This window comes from Streptomyces sp. NPDC029526, from assembly GCF_040637405.1.
Taxonomy (GTDB): Bacteria; Actinomycetota; Actinomycetes; order Streptomycetales; family Streptomycetaceae; genus Streptomyces.
In genome coordinates, this window is record NZ_JBEZWE010000010.1 from 25,743 (window position 1) to 46,132 (window position 20,390).

The 20,390-nt window shown below is 74.4% G+C and carries 19 protein-coding genes and 1 pseudogene; 7 read left to right on the forward strand and 13 right to left on the reverse strand.

From position 1 onward, the window contains the following. Positions 1 to 28: 28 nt before the first annotated feature. Positions 29 to 1,159 (forward strand): tryptophan dimethylallyltransferase family protein, encoded by a 1,131-nt coding sequence (locus tag AB0F01_RS21025; RefSeq protein ID WP_362097758.1) that lies wholly within the window; start codon positions 29 to 31, stop codon positions 1,157 to 1,159. A 93-nt stretch (positions 1,160 to 1,252) separates the two neighbouring features. Here the strand turns inward: AB0F01_RS21025 and AB0F01_RS21030 are convergent, their stop codons facing one another. Next, on the reverse strand, positions 1,253 to 2,551 hold the full coding sequence (locus AB0F01_RS21030; RefSeq protein WP_362097760.1) for an NAD(P)-binding domain-containing protein: 1,299 nt from the start codon (positions 2,549 to 2,551) through the stop codon (positions 1,253 to 1,255). A 641-nt stretch (positions 2,552 to 3,192) separates the two neighbouring features. On the opposite strand from AB0F01_RS21030, the gene AB0F01_RS21035 reads away from it, so the two are divergent. Then, a complete protein-coding gene (locus tag AB0F01_RS21035) occupies positions 3,193 to 4,095 on the forward strand; it encodes an aminoglycoside phosphotransferase family protein (protein WP_362097763.1) in 903 nt (300 codons plus the stop codon). Between the two features lie 361 nt (positions 4,096 to 4,456). Here AB0F01_RS21035 and AB0F01_RS21040 read toward each other — a convergent pair whose 3' ends face one another. From AB0F01_RS21040 to AB0F01_RS21055, 4 genes are all read right to left on the reverse strand, one after another. Then, a complete protein-coding gene (locus AB0F01_RS21040; protein ID WP_362097765.1) occupies positions 4,457 to 4,765 on the reverse strand; it encodes a hypothetical protein in 309 nt (102 codons plus the stop codon). Positions 4,766 to 4,782: 17 nt separating this feature from the next. After that, complete coding sequence (locus AB0F01_RS21045) at positions 4,783 to 5,196, reverse strand: SRPBCC family protein (RefSeq protein WP_362097768.1); 414 nt, start codon at positions 5,194 to 5,196, stop codon at positions 4,783 to 4,785. 93 nt (positions 5,197 to 5,289) lie between these two features. Beyond that, positions 5,290 to 6,147 carry an MBL fold metallo-hydrolase gene (locus AB0F01_RS21050; RefSeq protein ID WP_362097771.1) on the reverse strand — a complete coding sequence of 286 codons (858 nt, stop codon included), beginning with the start codon at positions 6,145 to 6,147 and terminating at the stop codon, positions 5,290 to 5,292. Between the two features lie 462 nt (positions 6,148 to 6,609). Further along, on the reverse strand, positions 6,610 to 7,332 hold the full coding sequence (locus AB0F01_RS21055; RefSeq protein WP_362097774.1) for an FAD binding domain-containing protein: 723 nt from the start codon (positions 7,330 to 7,332) through the stop codon (positions 6,610 to 6,612). 1,037 nt (positions 7,333 to 8,369) lie between these two features. On the opposite strand from AB0F01_RS21055, the gene AB0F01_RS21060 reads away from it, so the two are divergent. Beyond that, entirely contained in the window at positions 8,370 to 9,140 is a 771-nt protein-coding gene (locus AB0F01_RS21060; RefSeq protein WP_362097777.1) for a beta-glucanase, read from the forward strand. Here the strand turns inward: AB0F01_RS21060 and AB0F01_RS21065 are convergent. After that, on the reverse strand, positions 9,117 to 9,707 hold the full coding sequence (locus tag AB0F01_RS21065; RefSeq protein WP_362097780.1) for a tellurite resistance TerB family protein: 591 nt from the start codon (positions 9,705 to 9,707) through the stop codon (positions 9,117 to 9,119). The genes AB0F01_RS21060 and AB0F01_RS21065 overlap by 24 nt on opposite strands. Positions 9,708 to 10,226: 519 nt before the next feature. Between AB0F01_RS21065 and AB0F01_RS21070 the strand changes: the two genes are divergently transcribed. Next, entirely contained in the window at positions 10,227 to 11,315 is a 1,089-nt protein-coding gene (locus AB0F01_RS21070; protein ID WP_362097783.1) for an acyltransferase family protein, read from the forward strand. Positions 11,316 to 11,380: 65 nt separating this feature from the next. On the opposite strand, the pseudogene AB0F01_RS21075 reads toward AB0F01_RS21070, so the two are convergent. From AB0F01_RS21075 to AB0F01_RS21095, 5 genes and pseudogenes are all read right to left on the reverse strand, one after another. Then, positions 11,381 to 11,998: pseudogene (locus AB0F01_RS21075) on the reverse strand (DinB family protein). Further along, positions 11,995 to 12,453, reverse strand: a complete 459-nt coding sequence (locus AB0F01_RS21080; RefSeq protein WP_362097785.1) for a hypothetical protein — start codon at positions 12,451 to 12,453, stop codon at positions 11,995 to 11,997. The pseudogene AB0F01_RS21075 and the gene AB0F01_RS21080 overlap by 4 nt, the downstream one beginning before the upstream one ends. Positions 12,454 to 12,614: 161 nt before the next feature. Beyond that, entirely contained in the window at positions 12,615 to 12,971 is a 357-nt protein-coding gene (locus tag AB0F01_RS21085; protein WP_362097788.1) for a hypothetical protein, read from the reverse strand. Between the two features lie 266 nt (positions 12,972 to 13,237). Beyond that, positions 13,238 to 13,687 carry a hypothetical protein gene (locus AB0F01_RS21090; RefSeq protein WP_362097791.1) on the reverse strand — a complete coding sequence of 150 codons (450 nt, stop codon included), beginning with the start codon at positions 13,685 to 13,687 and terminating at the stop codon, positions 13,238 to 13,240. Between the two features lie 247 nt (positions 13,688 to 13,934). Continuing rightward, positions 13,935 to 14,636, reverse strand: coding sequence for a helix-turn-helix domain-containing protein (locus tag AB0F01_RS21095; protein WP_362098198.1), 702 nt, complete (start codon positions 14,634 to 14,636; stop codon positions 13,935 to 13,937). An 83-nt stretch (positions 14,637 to 14,719) separates the two neighbouring features. Here AB0F01_RS21095 and AB0F01_RS21100 point away from each other — a divergent pair, with 83 nt between their 5' ends. Further along, the gene (locus AB0F01_RS21100; RefSeq protein ID WP_362097794.1) at positions 14,720 to 15,151 is read left to right on the forward strand and encodes a hypothetical protein; all 432 of its coding nucleotides are present in this window, start codon (positions 14,720 to 14,722) and stop codon (positions 15,149 to 15,151) included. 149 nt (positions 15,152 to 15,300) lie between these two features. Here the strand turns inward: AB0F01_RS21100 and AB0F01_RS21105 are convergent, their stop codons facing one another. Beyond that, the gene (locus AB0F01_RS21105) at positions 15,301 to 16,182 is read right to left on the reverse strand and encodes a YegS/Rv2252/BmrU family lipid kinase (protein WP_362097797.1); all 882 of its coding nucleotides are present in this window, start codon (positions 16,180 to 16,182) and stop codon (positions 15,301 to 15,303) included. Between the two features lie 61 nt (positions 16,183 to 16,243). Continuing rightward, the gene (locus AB0F01_RS21110) at positions 16,244 to 17,839 is read right to left on the reverse strand and encodes an FAD-binding oxidoreductase (RefSeq protein ID WP_362097800.1); all 1,596 of its coding nucleotides are present in this window, start codon (positions 17,837 to 17,839) and stop codon (positions 16,244 to 16,246) included. An 84-nt stretch (positions 17,840 to 17,923) separates the two neighbouring features. On the opposite strand from AB0F01_RS21110, the gene AB0F01_RS21115 reads away from it, so the two are divergent. Together AB0F01_RS21115 and AB0F01_RS21120 are read left to right on the forward strand one after the other, a co-directional pair. After that, entirely contained in the window at positions 17,924 to 18,523 is a 600-nt protein-coding gene (locus AB0F01_RS21115; protein WP_362097803.1) for a TetR/AcrR family transcriptional regulator, read from the forward strand. Next, the gene (locus AB0F01_RS21120; protein WP_362097806.1) at positions 18,520 to 20,097 is read left to right on the forward strand and encodes a glycerol-3-phosphate dehydrogenase/oxidase; all 1,578 of its coding nucleotides are present in this window, start codon (positions 18,520 to 18,522) and stop codon (positions 20,095 to 20,097) included. Before AB0F01_RS21115 ends, AB0F01_RS21120 begins: the two co-directional genes overlap by 4 nt. Positions 20,098 to 20,390 lie beyond the last annotated feature (293 nt).

Consider the following 20,390-nt stretch of genomic DNA (forward strand, 5'->3'; position numbering starts at 1 on the left):
TGCGCACCCTCCGGCGCGGGGAGGGCCGGTGAGCGCGCGCGGGTACCCGGACGACGGCGCCCCGGACGCCCGGACCCTGGGCGGCTTCACGACTCGTCAACTGCGGGGCATGTGTGCGGTCGCGGGCCTGTCCGGGGCCGACGCCGACACCTATGCGGGCGTGCTGGCCGAGTGCCTGGGGCCGGTCGCCGGCCGGTCCCTGGACCTGCCGCCGCCGAACCGGACCTTCCTGTCCGACGACCACACGCCGGTGGAGTTCTCGCTGTCGTTCCAGGCCGGTACGGCCCCGGCGCTGCGTCTGCTGACCGAGCCGGGCTGCGGCGCAGACAGCCTGGCGGGCAACGGTGCGGCGGGCCTCGCGGCGATCCGGACCATGGCGCGCCGGTGGAACTTCTCCACCGACGCGCTGGACGAGATCAGGGACCTGTTCCTGCCTCCCTCCCCCCAGGGCCCGCTGGCACTGTGGTGCGCCCTGGAGCTGCGGCCGGGCGGCGTACCGAAGGTCAAGGTGTACCTCAACCCGGCCGCGTCGGGCCCGGAGCGGGCCGCCGGCACCGTGCGGGAGGCGCTGCACCGGCTCGGCCACCGGCGGGCGTACGAAGCCCTCCCCGAGGCGGACGGTCACCCGTTCCTCGCCCTGGACCTGGGTGACTGGGAGGAGCCCCGGGTGAAGGTGTACCTCCGTCACGACGGCCTGACCGCCGCGCGGGCCGGACGCCTGTCCCGCATGCAGCGGGGGCCCGGCCCTGCGGCGATCGAGGAGTTCTTCCGCACCGCGGCGGGCAGGGGGCCGGGCACCACGCGGCTCAGTGGGCGCCCCGGGCTCACCTGCCACTCCTTCACCGACACCGGTGCCGACCGGCCGAGCGGGTTCACCCTGCACATCCCGGTGCGGGACTACGCCGCGCACGACGGGGAGGTGCTGGCCCGCGCGGAGCGGCTGCTGCGCCGGCACGGCGTGGACGCCGGTGCGCTGACGCGGTCACTGGGCGTCCTGACCGGCCGGCGGCCGGAGGACGGGGTGGGGCTGATCGCCTACCTCGCCCTGGCGCACCAGCACAGCCGGCCGCCCCGCGTGACGGCGTACCTCTCCTCGGAGGCGTATGCGGTCAGGCCGCCGGCGGGGACCGCCGCGCAGCGTCCGCAGACGGTCGGCTGAGCCGTCGGACGGCCGTGCGACGGCCTGGGGCCCCGGTGCCGTGCACCGGGGCCCCAGGGCCTTGCCGTGGGGGCCGCGGGAGCCCCGAGTCCGTCAGACGGTGAGCACCTGGCGCAGTTCGGCCAGGTAGGGGCGTACGTCGACCTGGATGGAGGCCCCCTGGGTCCGGCCGTAGCGCTGTTCGATGCCGTCGAGGTAGGCAGTGATCTCGCGGCGCATCTCCTGCGGGGAGGGCAGGGCGACCCCGCCCTCGATGATGCCGGTGATCCACTGGGCCTGGGCCTCGACCAGCCGGGTGATGGCGCCGACGGGCCGGACCAGGCCCACGAAGTACAGGCCCGCCTGTCCGGGTGCGACGACGCGTCGGTACAGCTCCACGGTGCCGTCGGGGGCCAGCGGGCCGCCGTCGGGCAGGAAGGGGAAGTCGAGCCGGAACCCGGTGCAGTACACGACGGCGTCCACCGGCTCGGACGAGCCGTCGGTGAAGACGGCCCGGTCGCCCTCGAAGGAGGCGATCGCGGGACGCGGGGTGACGGCGCCGTGGCGGATGCGGCTGAGGATCTCGTCGGAGATGGTCACGGCCGACGAGAAGATGCGGTGGTCCGGCTCGGGCAGCCCGTAGTCCGAGAGCCGGCCGCGGGCCACGAGGAGGGCCTGCTCGACGAAGCGGCGCTGCTCCTCCAGGGTCATGTCGTTCCACCAGGGCGCGTCGGCGATCTCGTCGAGCGAGAGGCCGAACAGCTGCTTGGGCACGATGTGCAGGCCGCGGCGGACGGACAGCACCGTGCGCGCGGCGTGCCGGGAGAGGTCCGCGGCGATGTCCACCGCGGAGGCGCCGAGGCCGACCACGACCACGCGCTGCCCGGTGAAATCGCTGCCGTGGCGGTAGTCCAGTGAGTGAAGAATCGTTCCGGCAAAGGTCTCGGAGCCGGGCGGGAGCGGATCGGGCAGCGCGGGCTGCGAGTGGTGGCCGGATGCGACGATCACGTGCTCGAACCGCCGCGAGGTCTCGGCCTGGCCTGCGGCCCGGGTGACGACCGTCCAGGTGCCCGACGCGTCCCGGCTCACGGACACCGCCTCGGTGCCCAGTTCGATCCGGTCCAGGACGCCGGCCCAGCGGGCGAAGCCGCGCAGATAGGCGGCGACGTCACTGTGCCGGGGATAGAGCGGGTAGTCGTCCGGCATCGGGAAGCCCTGGTAACCCGTCAGGTCCTTGGCGGTGTTGAGGTGCAGCGACACATAGCCCGGCCCTCGTTCGCCGGACTCCGGCTGACGCCAGATGCCGCCCACGTCCGGCGCCTTCTCCACGCAGACGAAGTCGATGCCCCGCTCCGCGAGAGTACGGGCCACCGCCAGTCCCGACAGACCGGCACCGATCACACACACGCGCACGCTGTTTCCCCCCAGCTCCGACACCACCCTTCCCCCGCGCAGCCATTGACTGCCCATCGGCACCTTGCCGCACACCCGCACCAATGTCGAACCATTGTGTTCATCCTCACGGTTTCGTCCGGCACGCCACCGTTTCCGCCGCTGGACGGGGTCCACAGGACCGCGTCCAGGATCCCGACCTCGCCCAGGGCCGCGCCCCGGCCCTCGCTCGGCTCACACCCCGACCCTCACCCCGGCCCTCGCTCCGGCTCACGCCCCGGCCGCCTCCGACGGACCTGTCCGGCTGCCGGCCGACCGCCTCCGACGGTCCGATCCGCCTACCGGCCGATCCGCCTACCGCCCGATCCGCCTGCCGGCCGACTGCCCCCGGCCGCCAGCTCTGTGTCGGCCGACAGTCCCCGTCCGTCAGATCCGTGTCGGCCGACAGCCCCCGGCACCGCGTCGGCTCACCCGCCGCTCGCGGGCGGAGGGCGGACGTTGGATCGGTGAGCGCCGATGATGCTGACGCTGTGCCAGGTGGTCGGACGTGATCGATCTTCACGCTCCGTGACAATGATCCGTGACAGTGACATGTGGTGGGGTGCGCACGGAACGTGCTCCTAGGATGCGCAGAACTGCATCGTCCACCGGCGGTATACGTGTTGAGAGAGTTGACCTGCGTCACGCCAGAGGTCCGGGAGCGGCTCGTCGTTCGGTTCGGCGCCGATGTGCTCGGTTGGTGTGACGAGTTGCCGGCCCTCGTTCATGAGCTGGCTGCCCGTTGGGATCTGGATCCTGTTGAGGCGAGCGGTGGAGGCACCTCGCGGCTGTTCCGCTGCGTGCAGCGTGACACGGGCGCCTCGGTGTGGCTGAAGCTCACGCCCGAGCCCTTGATCGCGCGTGAGGAGGCCGAAGCCCTGCGCGCCTGGGCAGATACGCCATCGGTCGTCACCCTGCTGGCAGCGGACCTCGCAGCCGGGGCTCTGCTGCTGGAGAACGTGGAGCCCGGAGTGCCCGTGCGGCAGCTCGTTCGGAGTCTGCCCGAGGTCGCGGCCCTGCTGCGAGATCTGCGGGTATCACCTCCCGGGCCGGGCGAGCACTCGGTACTGCGGCCTCTCTCGCATCGGATCGACTTCCTGTTCGACTTGGCTGAACGCAGGTTGGCGGCGGTCCGGGCGAAGGACCCGGCTGCTCGGGTCGTGCTCGGTCAGGCCCGGGGGGCGGTCCTGGAGCTTGCAGGCGGGGGGCCTGTCGGACTCGTGCATGGTGATCTCCATCCCGCCAACGTGTTGTCCGGCCCGGGCGCCCGGATGGTGGCGATCGATCCGAGGCCGACGTGGGGCGACCCGGACTTCGACGCGGTGGACTGGGTGCTTGAAGGCGTTGCGGATCCAGCCGTGCTGGAGGAGAGGATCGAGGAGCTGGCAGCGCTGGTTCCTGGTTCGTCCCCTCGTCGTGTGCTGGGTTGGTGCCGGGCCCTGGCTGCCCTCAATGCGGTTACCGGAATGTGTGCGGGGCGGGACGACGCGGAGACCGGGTTCCTCCTGGCCCTGGCCGGCGGCTGATGCGCACGGCGGCTGCGACCGGGTCCGCTCAGCCGTACTGTCGGTCAGCGCTCCGAGCCGGTGTGACGCTGTGCGTGGCGAGGTGTGCCGAGGCCGGTCGGTTCATCGTGTCCGGCGGATGTGGATGCATGACGTCGTCTCAGCTCAGTTCGTCGTGTCGGCGCAGAGCCGGTCGGGTGCGGCCCGGCTGGCTTCGGCAGCCCTCCGTCAGCAGACCACCGGCCTCGAACCTCGTCCGAGATCCGACGTCGACTTCGCCGGGCTCACCTGTGAGGACGGATTCCTCGTCGGCTTCCAGCGAGTCGACGACTGCCGGTCTCCCACGCCGGCCTATAGCCGGGGGCGCCGCCGGGCTGCCCGGTCAGGGACGCGGGTCGACGCGGCGCCACCGGGGCCGGGCGTCGGCGCCGCGCCGGCCGGCGACGGACGCGCAGCGGGGGCACTGCCGCCGGACCCGGTCGGCGGACCCGCCCGATTCCGGGAAGGTGTCCGGCCAGGCGACGTGGGGGAACCGGGTCAGCCGGGAGCGGCTCAGGGACAGCCCGCAGACGGTCTCGTTCCGGCCGGGCTGCCAGGCGTGGACCTCACCGGCGGGAAGCCGGCGGCGGCCGTCCTCCTCGTCGGTCCACTGCCCGGAGGCGGCGACGGCGTACGACACGGGGCGCGGCACGATGCGGATCTCCCCGGTCAGCCGGCCGCGTGCTCGACGCGCAGCCGGACCTGTTCCTCCAGCCGGCGCAGGCTGGCGTCGAGGGCGTCACCGACGGCCCGCTCGCCCGGGTCGTGCCGTTCGTCGAAGAACGACAGGTGCACCGTGACCTCGCTGGCGCCGCCGCCGATCCCGGCGACCTGGAGCCAGCCGCTGTAGGAGCCCTGTTCGCGGGTGCCCCACTCCAGCCTCATCTGTTCGCGGCGGCTGCGCAGCAGGGCGGAGGTGTCCTGGTCGGTGCGGTCCTCGTGCACGGTGACCGCGGGCGGTTCCCCGGCGTGCACGTGCAGCGCCTCGGGCAGCCAGGCGTCCATCTGTCCCACGTTCGCTGCCTGGTCGTAGACCTGCTCCGGCTGGGCGGGCATGGTGCGGGAACGTTCGTACTCGGTCATCGCGCTACCGTCCTCGGTTCGGTGTCTCGGGGCGGCGGGCCGGCCGGGTACCCGTGCCACGAGGGGTGGGTCGGCCGGCCCGGCGCCGGAGGTTCAGAACACGGCCGGCACCACGCCCCGGTCGGGCGTCAGACGGACGCTCTGGCCCCGCCCGCAGTGCACGATGCGGTCGCCCAGGCCGACTGCTTCGGCCTCCGCGAGGAACGCCGACAGCGGTGAGCGGAACACCGTGTAGTCGTGGTAGTGGACCGGCAGGATCCCGCGGGGGTCCAGCCGACGGGCCAGTTCGGCGCCCTGGGCGCCGTCCATGGTCACGACGAAACCGCCCGGCAGCCGTGTGCCGCCGAGGTGCAGGACCGCCAGGTCGGCGGCGGGGAAGCGCCGGGCGATCTCGTCGAGACCGTCGTGGACCAGCGTGTCACCCGACACGTACAGCCGCATCCGGACCGGACCGCCCACGGGGCCGAACTCCAGCATGCTCCCCATCACCGGTGGCAGGAGGGCGCGCAGCGTCCGCGGGCCGGCGTGCCGCCCGGGCAGGGCCGTCACCGTGACCTGCGCGTCGGCCCGACGCAGGGTGAGCCCTTCCCAGGTGCGCAGGCCGGCGGTGCGGCCGAAGCCGTGCAGGACCCGCAGGCGCCGGGCCGCGTGCCGGGTGGTGAGGACCGGCACGGTGTGGTCGAGGTGCCGGTTCGTGCGCCGGTCCCAGTGGTCCCCGTGGAGGTGGGAGAGCACGACCGCGTCGGGACGGGGCAGGTCCACGATGTCGACGGCCGGCTCCGTCAGCCGCCTGCTCACCAGGCCGTACCCCAGGTGGGCGTACTGCCCGCGGTGCAGGAAGTTCGGGTCGGTGAGCAGGGTCAGCTCGCCGTAACGCAGTACCAGGGTGGCGTTTCCGATGAACTGGATCCGGACGGCACCGTCCGTGAGGTCGCCCGCGATGTGTGACATGGCCATCCCCTTCGACGGGGTGCCGGGCCCCGTCCCGCCACCGGTCCGTACCGCCCCGACCGCTTCCTCCGGGGAACGGGGTACCCCCGCCGGCCGCGCTCACGCGCGCCGCGGTCGGACGGGCGCCGCGGCGGACGGGCGGGGGTCACGGCGGCGCGCGGCGGCCACGGCGGGCTCGCGGCGGCCACGGTGCGGCGGGGATGCGGAGGGCACGGCGCGGCGAGGACGCGGAGGGCTCGGCGTGGCGAGCACGCGGAGGGACCGCCGCCTCCCCTCGACCGGCGACCGGTGACCAGTGACCCGCGACCGGTGACCAGTGACCAGCGACCAGCGACCAGCGACCAGCGACCAGCGACCAGCGACCAGCGACCAGCCAACGACCGACGACCGACCGACGGACGACGGATGACGGACGGCCAACGGGGCGAACGGCCAACGGCCGACGGCGATCGGCGCTGCGGATCAGGGCAGGCGGCTCAGCAGGCCGGTCACTTCGCGCCGGAGCACCTCGCGGGCGGTGGGCGGCAGCGCGGCGAGGTCGGTGTCCTCCAGGCTTCGCAGCACCTGCCCGTCACCGGTTCCGGCCGGGAGCGCGGCGGATCCCGTGACCACCTCGTGGCCGTCCCGGACGGCGACGCGTACCCGGTGGCCCCCGCCCTCCTCCGCATGGGCGGCGGCGGCCACGACCAGGGGCGGCGGCCCGCCCGGGTCGGCGGGCGCCTTGTGGTACCCGCTCGCGACGGGTTCGCGCCAGCGGAGCGCGAGCAGCAGGTGGCGCTTGGCGACCACCTCGGGAAGATCCGTCTCGTAGGTCCCGTCCCGGTCCAGGACGGTCGCGCGCGCCTCCAGCACGAGGGCGGCGGGCAGCAGGCAGCGCAGGGTGCTGCCGACGATGTTGCCGCCGACCGTGGCGGTCCGGCGCACGGCTCCGGTGCCCACGCTGCCGGCGGCCCGGTGCAGCACCTCCGGCACCCGGTCGTCGACGCGGTGCAGCAGGACGGCACCGCCCAGCGCGTCACGTTCCAGCACGTTGGCCTCGGGGACGTGGCGCAGGGAGACGGCCAGCTCGGGGAAGCCGTCCCGTTGCCAGACGCCCCAGACGAGGGTGGCCCCTCCGACGGGGACCGCTCCCTCCGCGAGATGGGCGCGCGCTTCGGACACTGAGGTGGGCAGACGCAGCAGCACGACGGGGACCTGCTTTCCTGGACGTCAGCGGGAGGCGGGGCGACAGAGCGACGGGAACGGGCCGCGGGCGGGCACAGCGGCACCGCGTCGGACCGACCGGGCGGGGGCACTGCATTGTCGGTACGCGGACGGGGGCGCGTACAGGGCTCACGGCGCGGCCCTGTGCGCCTGTTCCCGGCGCGGTGGGACGGGGGGGCGCGCAGGCCGGGGCGTCGGGGGCCGGGCATCGGGGGCCGGGCGCCGGAGCACCCTCCGCCGCACCTGGAACGTCCCCCATGACACTCCGCCCCGCCGTCCGCACGCACCGTGCCACTGCCGCGCCCCACGGTGCCTTCCCTCCCCAACTCCCCTTCATGCGGACCGGATCCATCTCCCCGGCTGGACGATCCGTTCCCGGGACGCCGCCGCGCACCGAGCCGGGCCCTGCCGGGCCCGTTGCACAGGGCTTCTCGCCGGGTGGGCTCCGGTGTCTCTTCCGCCGGGTCGGGCCGAGCGTGACACGACAACACCGCCTGCTCGGGGCGATGGACCGGGACCGGGGGACCGGAAGCGCATCGGCCTCCGGGTGCCTCCGCCGGCCGACAGCAGGGCATGGCCTCCGTCCGGCTGCCCACCCCGGGCGGCCGCGTCTGTCGCCGTCACCCCTTGATCGACCGACGGAACCGGCGTGGGCGCGGAAAGGGTGACGGGCCGGAACCGGGTGGTCCTCGGCCGCATACGGCACGGACAGCGGCTGGTCCGCCTCCAGGTCGTCGAAGGCGCAGCTGGACGAAGCTCGACCAGGGAGCAGGCGCGCAGCACCGCCGTCGGCCTCACGGGCCGACGCCGTTGGCGGCCCCACGCGCCGCCCCCCGCCGTCGGGCCGACGCGAGGACGCCGTCGGCGGGAGCTGCTCCGGGCTCGGTTTGCGGGAGACGGCTCGGCCCGGTCCCGCCGCCTGCCCGCCGGGGGTGCGCTGTTCACTCGAAGGCGTTGTTTGCCCCGTATGCAGGCCCGTTGCCGGCATGCGCGGCTCCCGGACCGGAGAGAACCCGGTCATGCACGAACCGGCGCGGCACGATCCGCCTCCCCCGTCCGAGAACCCGCCGATACCCGATCCCGCTCACGCCACGTCCCGCGAGGCGTCCGGTTCCCAAGCCCCGGACGTCGTCTTCACCGCCGACTTCGCCTCCACCCGCCAATGGGTGGCGGGGCGTTCCTGGGCCTATCCCGGGGGCGGCCCGACCAATCCCGGCGACGACAAACTCGATCACCTGGTACCGGACGACGACTACTCCCGCAGCGGCACGTTCCGCGCGAGGCGCAGACCGGACGGCCGGTGGAACACCGGGCTCCTCACCACCGAGGGCAGTGAGGAGGGTTTCGTCGCCCGGACCGGTGACGTGCTCGAGGCCCGCGTGCGGCTGCCCCGGGCGCTCGGGGCGTGGCCGGCCATCTGGACCTGGCGCGACGGCGACCAGGAGATCGACGTCTTCGAGTACCACCCGGACAACCCCGACCTGCTGGAACTGACCAACCACGTCCGCGAGGCCGGCCACTACTACCGGCACCGTTCCGTGCGCCCGGGTGCCTGGGTCGACCTGCGGGTGGAGTTCGGCGCCCGCTCCGTCGTCTGGTGGGTGAACGGCGCGCGGGCCTTCGCCGACCGACGCGGGGTGGGCCGCCGCTGGCACGCCTACCTCATCGTCAACCTCTCGGTGTGCGCCGGGCGGTACCACCCACCTCCGGACCCGGACACCGACGCGATGGAGTACGAGGTGGCGAGCCTGGTGGTGAGACGGCCGTCAGACGCCGAACTCCGAGGGTGACAGACCGAGCACCGCGCACGCGTCGCGGATGACGTACTGCTCGGACGCCTCGAAGGAACCGTCGGCACCGGCGACGACGATGCCGGTCTGCACCACCGCGCGGGCCTCCACGGGCTTCTTCGCCGTCCTGGCGATGTCCTCCAGGGCCCGCGCCTTGCCGGACTCGAAGTGGCCCACGAGCCGGTCCACATGCTCGTTGAACCGCTTGCGCAGCTGTTCCGGCGGGAAGTTCTGCAGGACCTCGTTGGAGACGATCAGCTCCTCCACACGCTGCCGTTCCGAGGGGTCCACGTGGCCGTCGGCGGCCGCGACCAGTGCGCACATCGCCATCGCGGCGTCCCGGTAGGCGCCGCTCTTGAGCTCCGTCCTGGCGGATGCCAGTTGCGACTTCAGCAGGGAGACCAGCTGGGCCTTGGAGCCTCCGGAGGACGTGCCGCGTCCCTGACCTCCGGGAGTGGTACGGCCGAAGGGGCCGCCCTGGCCCTGGGCCTGGCCGCCTGCCGGCCGTGCGCCCTGGGACTGCTGGAGGGTCCTGGCCTGTTCCTTGAGCTTGTCCCACATCGCCACTGGTGCCACCTCGGGGTGAGTCGCCGTCGTCCGGTCCCCGGACCGTCGGACACGGCCCGGACCGGTGCGGGCAGCCCGGCCGGGCTGCCCGCGGTTCGCCTGGAAGAACGGTCCCGGCGGCACGCCGGTTCCCGCTGGAGGGAAGAAGTGCGGGGATCACCCGTTCGGTTGAGGCTGACCGCCGTGCCGCACCCTCCCCGCCCACCTGTGGGGGACAGCACAGGTTTGACCGGTGCGGGACGGGTGAGGCGGACGGGATGCGTCCGCTCCACCTCCCCGTCGTCCCCACCCCCACGAGACACGCCGGCGGCCCCCGGGCAGCGCACACCACCGGCCCCGGGAGGCCCGGTGAGTGACGTCGTGCGGTCCGCCGGAGGGGGCCCGGTCCCGGAGGGAGAGTCCGGAACGCACCGGCAGGAGGGCGACCGGACCGGCCCCGCCGCGGCCGGCACCACGACCGGTTCCACGGCCTGCACCACAACCGGTTCCACAACCGGTTCCACGACCGGTTCCACGACCGTGGCCACGGCGGACGACCGGCGCGGGGCGGACGGAGGCACCGAGCGCCCCGGGGCGGATGCCGCACCGCGGCGGCCGGGTCAGCGGGACGCGTTCTTCGACAACGCCAAGTACCTGGCGATCGTGCTGGTGGCGGTCGGTCACGCGTGGGAGCCGCTCCGGTCCGACAGTCGCACCGTCACGGCGCTGTACACGCTCGTCTACGCCTTCCACATGCCGGCGTTCATCGTCATCGCCGGGTACTACTCCCGTACCTTCGACGGCAGCCCCGGACGGATCCGGCGCCTGGTGACCGGCGTGGCGCTGCCGTACGTGATCTTCGAGACGGCGTACACCTTCTTCACCCGGTGGACGGACGGCGTCCCGGACCGGCCGATCACCCTCCTGGAACCCCTGTATCTGACGTGGTTCCTGGCGGCCCTGTTCGTGTGGCGCCTGACCACCCCGGTGTGGAAGCTGGTCCGGTGGCCGGTGCCCGTGGCGTTGGTCGTCGCCATGCTGGCCACGATGTCGCCGTCGCTCGGCGAGGACCTCGACATCCAGCGCATGCTGCAGTTCCTGCCGTTCTTCGTCCTGGGTCTGAGTCTGCGGCCGGAGCACTTCGGTGGGGTGCGCACCCGGCGAGCGCGGCTGCTGGCCGTACCCGTGTTCGCCGCGGCCCTGGCCGGGGCCTACTGGGCCGTTCCACGGGTGGACACCGGCTGGCTGTACCACCGGGACAGTGCGCAGGAGCTGGGATTCCCGGCCTGGTACGGCGCGGTCGCGACGCTCGTGGTCTTCGCCTGCTCCCTGTTGCTCGTCGCGTGCTTCCTGTCCTGGGTGCCCGGGCGGCGGACCTGGTTCACCTCGCTGGGCGCGGCCACGCTGTACGGCTACCTGCTGCACGGGTTCGTCGCCCAGGTGAGCAAGTACTGGGGCTGGTACGACCCGCAGTGGCTGTACGAACCGCTCGGCGCGGTGGTGGTCACGGTCGTCGCCGCGGTGGTGGTGACGGTGCTGTGCTCGGCACCCGTGCGGTGGGTGTTCCGGTGGGCGGTCGAACCGCGACCGGACCGGGCGTTCCGGAGTGCCTCGCGCACGGCCGGCTGAGTCCGAGCTGCCGGGGGCTGCCGGGGGCGGCACCCCTCCGGGGGTGTTCTTCCGCCCAACGGCGGTCAGCGGGCCCGCGCGCGGAACAGGTCGCGGATCAGGGCGATCTCGGCGCCGTGGTGCAGGACCTCCTGGTTGACCCACCACACGATGTCGATGAGCGGCTACTCCGCGTCGCTGCCGTGCGGGTACGTGCAGTACCCGACGGTGTCGAGGGCTGCGTCGTCGACGCTCAGCAGTGCCGCGCGCCAGGCGTCGGCACCGGTCTCGAAGGCGGCCAGGGCCGTCGCCGCGTCGCCGGGGACCTCGTAGTCGTCGCGGGTGAGACCGTGGCTGCCGGCGGTGTGGTCGGCGCGCAGCGTCAGCATGTCGCTCAGGTGGCTCAGCCGCCAGGCGATGGTGGTGAACGGCGGCGGCCAGGGGTGCGGGTACGCGGCGGCGTCCCGTCCGAAGTCGCCGGTGCCCGCGAGCAGGGTCGCGCGGGGACCCGGTCCGTGCGCGCGGGGGCGGACCGTCCAACAGTCCGGCACCGGCTCCCAGAGGTACTCCTCGTCCGTCATGGCGGACACCCGCGTGTCACATCCGTCGCCGCTGTCCATCAGCGGACCGGCCAGCCGGGTGGTGAGCCGTGCGCGAGCGAAGTCGAACTGGGCCAGCAGCGGGGTCAGTCGGGGCGGCGTCATCGGGTCTCCTGGCCGGGGGTGACGGCGGTCGTGGGGGCGCGGCCGGGCACGTGCCGGTCGGTGCGCCGTTCGTACAGCAGGGCGGCGCCGGTCGCGAGGGCCCCGAGTCCCTCCCAGAGCGCAACACCGAGGAACGCCTGCGGTGCCCTGCCGCCCATCACCGCCGTGGTGAAGACCACGCAGGTGAGGAGGCGGAACGGCACCGTCCACAGGAAGAAGGCACGCCAGTCCGCCAAGGCGGCCAGCACGTAGTACGCGCCCATGTTGAGGGCCGCCATCGACGACGCGGTGACGAAGGCGGTGGTGTGGTCGCCGCTCCCCCGCTCGCCGGGCACGGTCAGGCCCAGCAGGGACAGTTGCGCGGTCGGAGAGAGGAGGCCGACGGCTCCGAGCACGGCGGCGAGCAGCCCGAAGACGGCCATGGTCCAGCCCGAGGGCGAGCGGGGTATACGCATCCGGTGAGCGTAGCGATCGCCGCGCCCACCGCAATCAGTTGGCGCCTCGACCCACCGCCCGGCGACCCGAACCGAGCGTCGGGAGTGACGCGACGTCAATTGCCTTTCGTTGGGCGAGCGTTCATGGACGACGACGGGGCGGCCGGGTCGTGGACGGGACGTCAGGCCGAGCTGTCCCGTGAGGTGCGGTGCGCGCAGCCGGGGTCGTGGTCGGTGGCGCACGAGGTCCACCACCGCTCACAGCACGCGGCGTCCACCTCGGCCTGGGCGAGCACCGCTGCGGCCGTGTCGCGCCAGGCTCCGCGGCGCCCCTCGCGTTCCCGGAGGACGGCGACGGTCCGCCGCTCCTCGGCGATGACGTGTTCCCGGGCGATCCCGAGCAGGGGCGCCAGGCTCGCGGCGGCCATGGCGAGGCTGGTCCAGGTGGGGACGGTGCCCCAGGTCCGTACCGTGCAGTAGGCGAGCCAGAGGGCGACGGCGACATAGAGCGCGGAAAGGGTGCGGCTGCTTCTGCTCATGGCCGGTCCTCCTCGGTCCGTCGGGGGCGCGCCGGACCGGACGGGCGGCACTCCCGATCCGGACTCCGGTGACTGCGGATGGAGTTCGGATGCCCGCGATGGGCGGGACCATGACACCTCGTGCGGCGGAAGCTTCATCCGGCGCAGCTCCGGCGTGCGTGGACGGGCTCCCGGTGAAGGGGCCTACGGCGCACGGGGGTTGAGGACGGGGCGCGACCGCCGCAGTCCACCGGGCCCCGGCCGGCGCCGGGGCGGCCGACGGCGCGTCAGGCGACGCGGGCGCGCCGGCGCACCAGTATCTGCGGCGGTACGGCGGAGCGGTCCGCGGGGCGGGTGGCGGTGGCGGGCGTACGGACGGCGGCCCGGACCCGGTAGGTCGTCCGGTGCGGGTCGACCACGGGGTCGCCGAGCGTGATCCGGCCGGCGGCGTGCAGGGCGTCGCACTCCTCCGTGGGCAGCGCGACGTAGCAGCCGCCGAGCCCGGTGGTGGAGTCGATCGGGCGCCAGTAGCTGTAGCGGCGGCGGCCGTTGGCGTGCACGCTCACATAGGTGGGGGTGCGCGGGTCGGACACGATCCGCAGCACGTCGGATCCCGGCGCCCCGGCGGACCCGCGGGGCCGGGCGGAGCCGGTCCGTGCGGCGGCGGTGCGGGAGGACCGGGTACGGGGGGCCGGGAGGGCGACGACACGCGCGGCCTGATCCACGGTGGAGAGCATCAGCAGGGCCTTTCCGGAGCCGGGACTCGAGACCGTCTACCCAGCAGAACGCAGGTGTTGATCTCCTTTTCCGATCATTGTGCGGTTGCCCACTGACAACGGGCGCACACCCGAAGGGACATGAGCCCTCGTCACCGTCGGCCGGACGTCCCGGGGCCGCGGCCGGCGGACCTCGTCCGGACCCGCGCCCACGACGGGGAAGAGGCGGACGCGAGGACCGACGGCTCGTCGCGACCCCGCCACCGGATCAATCGTCGGACGAGACCGGGGCCGCCGGCTCCAGCCGGACGCAGCAGCGGCCGGTCTCCGGGGCCAGGCAGGCGGTGTAGCCGGTCTCCCGGAGCCCTTCCAGGATGCCGCCGAGCAGGTGCAGGTTCATCCCGCAGACCGTCTGCGTGTGCTCGCGGGCCAGGGCGTGGAAGGGGCAGTTGCCCAGGACGACGCAGCCGCCGTCCTCGCGCCGGGGCTCGAAGCCGTAGTGCTCCAGCACCCGCACCACGTCCTCCCCGGCGCCGTCCTCGCCGATGCGTGTTCCCAGCTCCCGTGCCTCGCGGTGCAGCACCTCGCGGACCGGTTCGCCGGTGGCGCCGGACTCCTCCACGGCACGGGCGAGGAGCCGTCCGGCGAGCTCGTAGCGCCGGTCGGGGAGGCTGACGGCTATCTGGCGCGCGGACCGCCGGTAGAGCTTGGCGGGCCGACCGGCTCCGGGGCCGGTACGACCGCTGCGGCGCTCGTAGACCACGTCGAGCAGCGATGCGTCGGCGAGCCGGTCGAGGTGGAACGCGGCGGTCGCCCGGGCCAGCCCGAGGTCGGCCGCGGCCTCGTCCCGGCCGACCGGGTCCGGGCTGCGCACCACGTAGTCGTAGAGCCTCCGGCGGGTGGGTTCGCCGAGCGCGGCGATGGCGGAGACGTCCGGGTCGCGTCCTTCGTCCGTGTCGTCCACGAACACCAGTGTAAAACCCACGGCTCTTGACTAAAGAACCGCCGGAGGTCTTCTATAAGAAATGAACCTTGTCGATAGAAGGAGGGGCCATGGCCTCCACGACCACCAGCAAGAACGCGGCCGGCGACCGGCGGGCGCAGCTCACCGACCCCGGCTACCAGGCCTACGTGATCCTGCGGACGGGGTTCACGGTGGCGCCGATCCTGTTCGGGCTGGACAAGTTCGCGAATCTGCTCGTCGACTGGCCCGGGTACCTCGCCCCGTGGATCGACGGCCTCGTGCCGGGCGACGCCCAGGCAGCCATGTACATGGTGGGAGTGATCGAGATCCTGGCCGGCGTCGTCGTGGCCGTGGCACCGCGCTTCGGCGGCTGGCTGGTCGCGGGATGGCTCGCCGGCATCATCGTCAACCTGCTGACCATCCCGGGCCACTACGACGTCGCGCTGCGCGACTTCGGGCTGCTGCTGGGTGCGGTCGCGCTCGCCCGGCTGGCGCAGCGGTACCACGGAACGGAGGCGTGAGGAGGCGGCGGAGCCCGCCGCGACGGGCGCGGGCGGGTGGTGCCCCGCACCACCCGCCCGTGTCCGCACGCGGAGGGCGGTGGGCGGCACACGGCCTGCACCCTCCCCGCGCCCCTTCCCTTCCCCTCCGCCTCTCCCCGGCCCTCCCCTCAGCCCAGCACGCGCAAAGCCCCGGGCAGCACCCGGGCGGTGACGGGGAGGACGGCTTCGACCTCGCCGTCGGTGCCGTAGGGGACCTCGCGGTCAGCCTCGATGCGGACCTCGCGCCCGCGCAGGACCGTCACCTGCGGGCGGTGGACGTGGGCCCCGGTCTCCAACTCCTTCATCAGGGCGAAGAACAGCCGCCGGGGCGCCTCCTCGATCATCACCACGTCCAGCAGCCCGTCGTCGACGCGGGCGTCCGGCGCGATCAGACGGCCGGATCCGTAGTACCCGGAGTTGGCGGCGACGACCGTGTAGCCGGTGTGCGCGTGCTCCACGCCGTCGACGGTGACGCGGTAGCGGGCCGCCCGCCAAGAGGCGACCGCGCGCAGTCCGCCGGCGTAGTACGAGGCCGCCCCCCGCAGCAGCCGGGAGCGGTTGGCGTGCCGGTTCGCCAGGGCGTCGACACCCGCGTAGACGCTGCCGAGGACCACGGTGCGGTCGTGGACGGCCGACGTCACCTCGACGGTGTCGACGTCCCGGGGCTCCCCCGTGAGGAGGACGCGGGCCAGCGCCCCGGGTTCGGTGGGCAGGCCGAGCGCCCGGGCGAAGTCGTTGCCCCGGCCGGCGGGCACCAGGCCGAGCGTGGCGCCCGTCCCGCTGAGGGCCCCGCCGACGCACCCGGCGATGCCGTCCCCGCCGACGGCCAGGACCACCCGGCCCTGCTCCCCCGCCGTCCGGGCCAGCTCGCCGGCGTGGACGAGGCTGCGGCTGTACTCGGTCCGCAGGTCGGCGCCCGCCTCCCGGAGCAGCCGCGCCAGGGCGATCAGCGCGGCGGCGCCGGTCGAGCCGCCCGCGGTGGGGTTGACGACGGCGGTGAACTGTCGCATGGGGCTGCCTCCGGCGGGCCGAGGGGAGAGGGAGGAGGGGGCGGGGTCCGGCGCGGACGGCTCAGTCACCGGCGGGCAGGAGCACGCCGGGGCTGAGCAGTCCGGCGGGGTCCAGGTGCCGCTTCACGGCGTCCAGGGCCCCGGTGCCGAGGGGGCCGATCTCGCGGAGGTACCAGTCCCGGTGGTCGGTGCCGACGCCGTGGTGGTGGCTGATGGTTCCTCCGGCGGCGAGGATCGCCTCGTTGGCGGCGTGCTTGGCGCGCGTCCAGTGCGCCACCGCGTCGTCGCCCTGGGCGGAGACGACCGTGAAGTAGAGCGAGGCGCCGTTCTCGTAGACGTGCGAGATGTGGCACATGACCAGGGGCGGGGTCCCGGCGGCGGTCAGGGTCCCGGTGAGCGCCTCCCGGACGGCGGCGTACAGCTCGGGGACGCGCGACCAGAAGGTGGCGGTCTCCAGCGTCTCGGCGAACGCCCCTGCGTCGAGGAGGGCGTCACGCAGGTACGGGGCCGAGTAGCGGCCGCCTTCCCAGCGCCGTCCGGGTTCCTCCCCCAGCGGCGTGCCGCCGTGGGCGCGCAGGACGGCCGCGGCGCCCTCCCGGCGGTGCGCGGTGTCCTCGGGGGTGCCCTCGTGGCCGACGACGGCGAGGCAGCCGGCCGACGACTCCTGGACGCCGGCGCCGATGGCGTCGGGCTGGGCCAGGCCGATCAGGGTCTCGGTCTCGTCGGACAGGCGCAGCACGGTCGGGCGGGGCCCGTCCTGGGCGAGGCGGCGCAGCGCGGCGGCGCCCTCGTCGAAGGAGGCGAAGCGCCAGCCCTCGTAGACGCGGGTCTCCGGCAGCGGCCGGATCCGCACGGTGACCGCGGTGATGACGCCGAAGGCGCCCTCGGAGCCGAGGACGAGCTGGCGCAGGTCGGGTCCGGCGGCCGAGCGGGGGGCGCGGCCGGTGTCGAGGGTCCCGCGGGGTGTGGCGAGCGTCAGGGACAGCACCATCTCGTCGAACCGGCCGTAGCCGGCGGACGCCTGGCCGCTGGACCGGGTGGCGGCGAAGCCGCCGATGGTGGCCCACTCGTAGGACTGCGGGAAGTGGCCGAGGGTGAAGCCCTCGGCGGCGAGCAGCGCCTCGGCCCGGGGGGCGCGCAGCCCGGGCTGGAGGGTCGCGGTGCGCGATACGGGGTCGAGGCCGGTGAGCCGGTCCATGCGCCGCAGGTCGAGGGCGACGAAGGGGCGGTGCGCGTCGGGGGCGAGGCCGCCGACGACGGAGGTGCCGCCGCCGAACGGGACCAGGGCCAGGCCGTGTTCGGCACAGGCGGTCATCACCGCGAGGACCTCGTCGTGTTCCGCCGGGAGCAGCACGGCGGCGGGGAGGTCGGTGAGGTCGCCCTCGCGGATGCGCAGCAGGTCGGGGGTCGACTTGCCGCGGGTGTGGCGGATCCGGCTCTCCGCGTCGGTGCGCACGTGCTCCTCGCCGACGGCGTCGGCCAGGGCGCGGCGTGCGGCCGGGTCCAGCGGGGAGTCGGGGACCGTCAGGTCCTCCAGCGCGAGGGGTTCGAGGGTGCGGGGCTTGACGCCGAGCAGGTCGCCCAGCAGCCCGGTCACCGAGTCCGGCAGCGGCGTCGCCCTGGCCGGGTCGCCCCAGCCACTCCACAACATGTCCATGACGGTCGTCCTCACCGGTCGGTTCGAGCTTCGTGAACAGCGGCGCCGTCGCCGACGGCCTCACGTGGCGTTACACTGTTACACATGACGCCTATTCGTCACAACCGTTCGGACAACGACGCCGTCCTCGACGCCGTGCGCGACTGCGTGATGGCCGTCGGCGTGCGGCGCACCACGATGACCGACGTGGCCCGCCGCGCCGGGGTCTCCCGCATGACGCTCTACCGGCGGTGGCCGGACGTGCGGTCGCTGGTCGGGGACCTGATGACCCGCGAGTGGGTCGACGTCGCCACCGGCGTGGCCCCCGAGCACCGTGCGGACGTGCCGACCCGGGCGAGGATGGTCGGCAGACTGGTGGCGGGGGTGCGCGCCTTCGGGGAGCACCCGCTGTTCCGCAAGATCGTGGACGTCGACCCCGAACTGCTCCTGCCGTATGTACTGGACCGCCGCGGTGCCAGCCAGGAAGCCCTGCTGGGACTTCTCGCCGAGGACCTGCGCGCGGGGCACGCCGACGGGTCGGTGCGCGCCGGGCACCCCGAACTGCAGGCCCGTGCGCTGCTGTTGGTCGTCCAGTCGTTCGCCCTGTCCCTGCGGACCATGACCGACGAGGACGACCCCGGCCTCGGCGCCGAAGCGCTCCTCGCTGAGCTGCGCGACATCCTGGAGAGGACCCTCACCCCATGAACGTCCCCAGCGGCCCGTCCCCCGGTTCCTCCCTCTCGGCCCGCCGCCGTGCCGACGAACTCGCCCGGACGGTGGGCGGCCCCACCGTCGACGTGCTGGTCGTCGGCCTGGGCGCCACCGGCGCCGGGGTCGCGCTGGACGCCGCCGCGCGCGGCCTGAGCGTGGCCGCCGTCGACGCCCACGACCTCGCCTTCGGCACCTCCCGCTTCAGCAGCAAGCTCATCCACGGCGGGCTGCGCTACCTGGCCTCCGGCCAGCTCGACGTGGCCCACGAGAGCGCGGTGGAACGCGGGGTGCTGATGGAGCGCACCGCGCCGCACCTGGTGCGTGCCCAGCCGTTCGTGCTGCCGCTCACCCCGCTGGTGCCGCACCGTCAGGCGGCCCTGGCACGGGCCGGGTTCCGGGCGGGCGACACCCTGCGGCTCGCCGCCCGCACCGCCCGCGCCACGCTCCCGCCGCCGCGCCGGCTCTCCGCGGTGGAGACCCGCCATCTGGCCCCCGCCCTGCGCGCCGACGGTCTGCGCGGCGGTCTGCTGTCCTGGGACGGCCGGCTCACCGACGACGCACGCCTGGTGACCGCCCTCGCCCGCACCGCCGCCGCACGGGGAGCCGTCGTCCTGACCCGCGTCCGGGCGCTGTCCCTGACCGGCTCGGGAGCCCGGGTGCGCGACGAACTCACCGGCGAGGAGGGAGAGATCCGCGCCCGCGCGGTGATCAACGCCTCCGGGGTCTGGGCGGACGGCCTGGTCGACGGGATCCGCATCCGGCCCTCGCGCGGCACGCACCTCGTCCTGCGCCCCGACTGCCTCGGCCCGCTCCCCGCGGGGCTGCACATCCCGATCCCCGGGGAGTCCAACCGCTTCGTCCTGGTCCTGCCCCAGGACGACGGCCGGGTCTACGTGGGCCTCACCGACGAACCGGTGGACGGGGCCGTCCCGGACGTCGCCGAGGCGCCCGAGTCGGACATCGGCTTCCTGCTCGACGTCCTGGGCTCCGTCGTGGACGTGCCGGTGCGCCGGGACGACGTCGTCGGCGCCTTCGCCGGTCTGCGGCCGCTGCTCGACACCACCGCCGGCGGCGGTGCGGAGGCCCGGACCTCCGACATCTCGCGCCGCCACGCCGTGCTCACCTCGTCCGAGGGCGTGGTCACCGTCGTGGGCGGCAAGCTGACCACCTACCGGCGGATGGCGCAGGACGCCGTCGACGCCGCCGTGCGCGTCCGCCGGCTGCCGGCCGGCCCCTCCGGCACGGCCGCGCTCCCGCTGGTGGGCGCCGCCCCGCCGCGCGCCCTGGCGACTCTGCCGGCGCCGCGCCGCCTGGTGCAGCGCTACGGCACGGAGGCGCCGGCGATCCACGCGCTGGGCGCGCGAAACCCCCGGCTCCGCGCCCGCGTGGTGGCCTCCCACCCGGCCACCGGCGCCGAACTGCTCTGGGCGCTGCGCCACGAGGGTGCCCTCGACGAGGCCGACCTGCTCGACCGCCGGACCCGCGTCGGACTGGTCCCCGAGGACCGTGCGGAGGCCCTGGACGCCGTGCGCGAGCTGCTGGACACGGAGCTGGCCCACCGGAGGTGACCCGCGGGACGGTCCAGGACTGCCTCCCGGGGTGGTCCGGCCGGCAGTCCGGGGCCGGTCCGTGACGACGGCCTCCTGGGACGGTCCGCCCGACCGTCCGGGGCCGGTCCGTGACGACGGCCTCAGGGGGCGGAGCGGCTGACTGTCCGGGGCCGGTCCGTGATGACGGCATCGGGGATGGTCCGGCTGGCTGTCCGGGGCCCGTCCGTCCTGACCGTCGGGAGGGTGCGTCCTGACCGTCGGGAGGGTCCGTCCCGGCCGTGGAGGGCCGGTCCGTCCGGGGCGCACGGGGC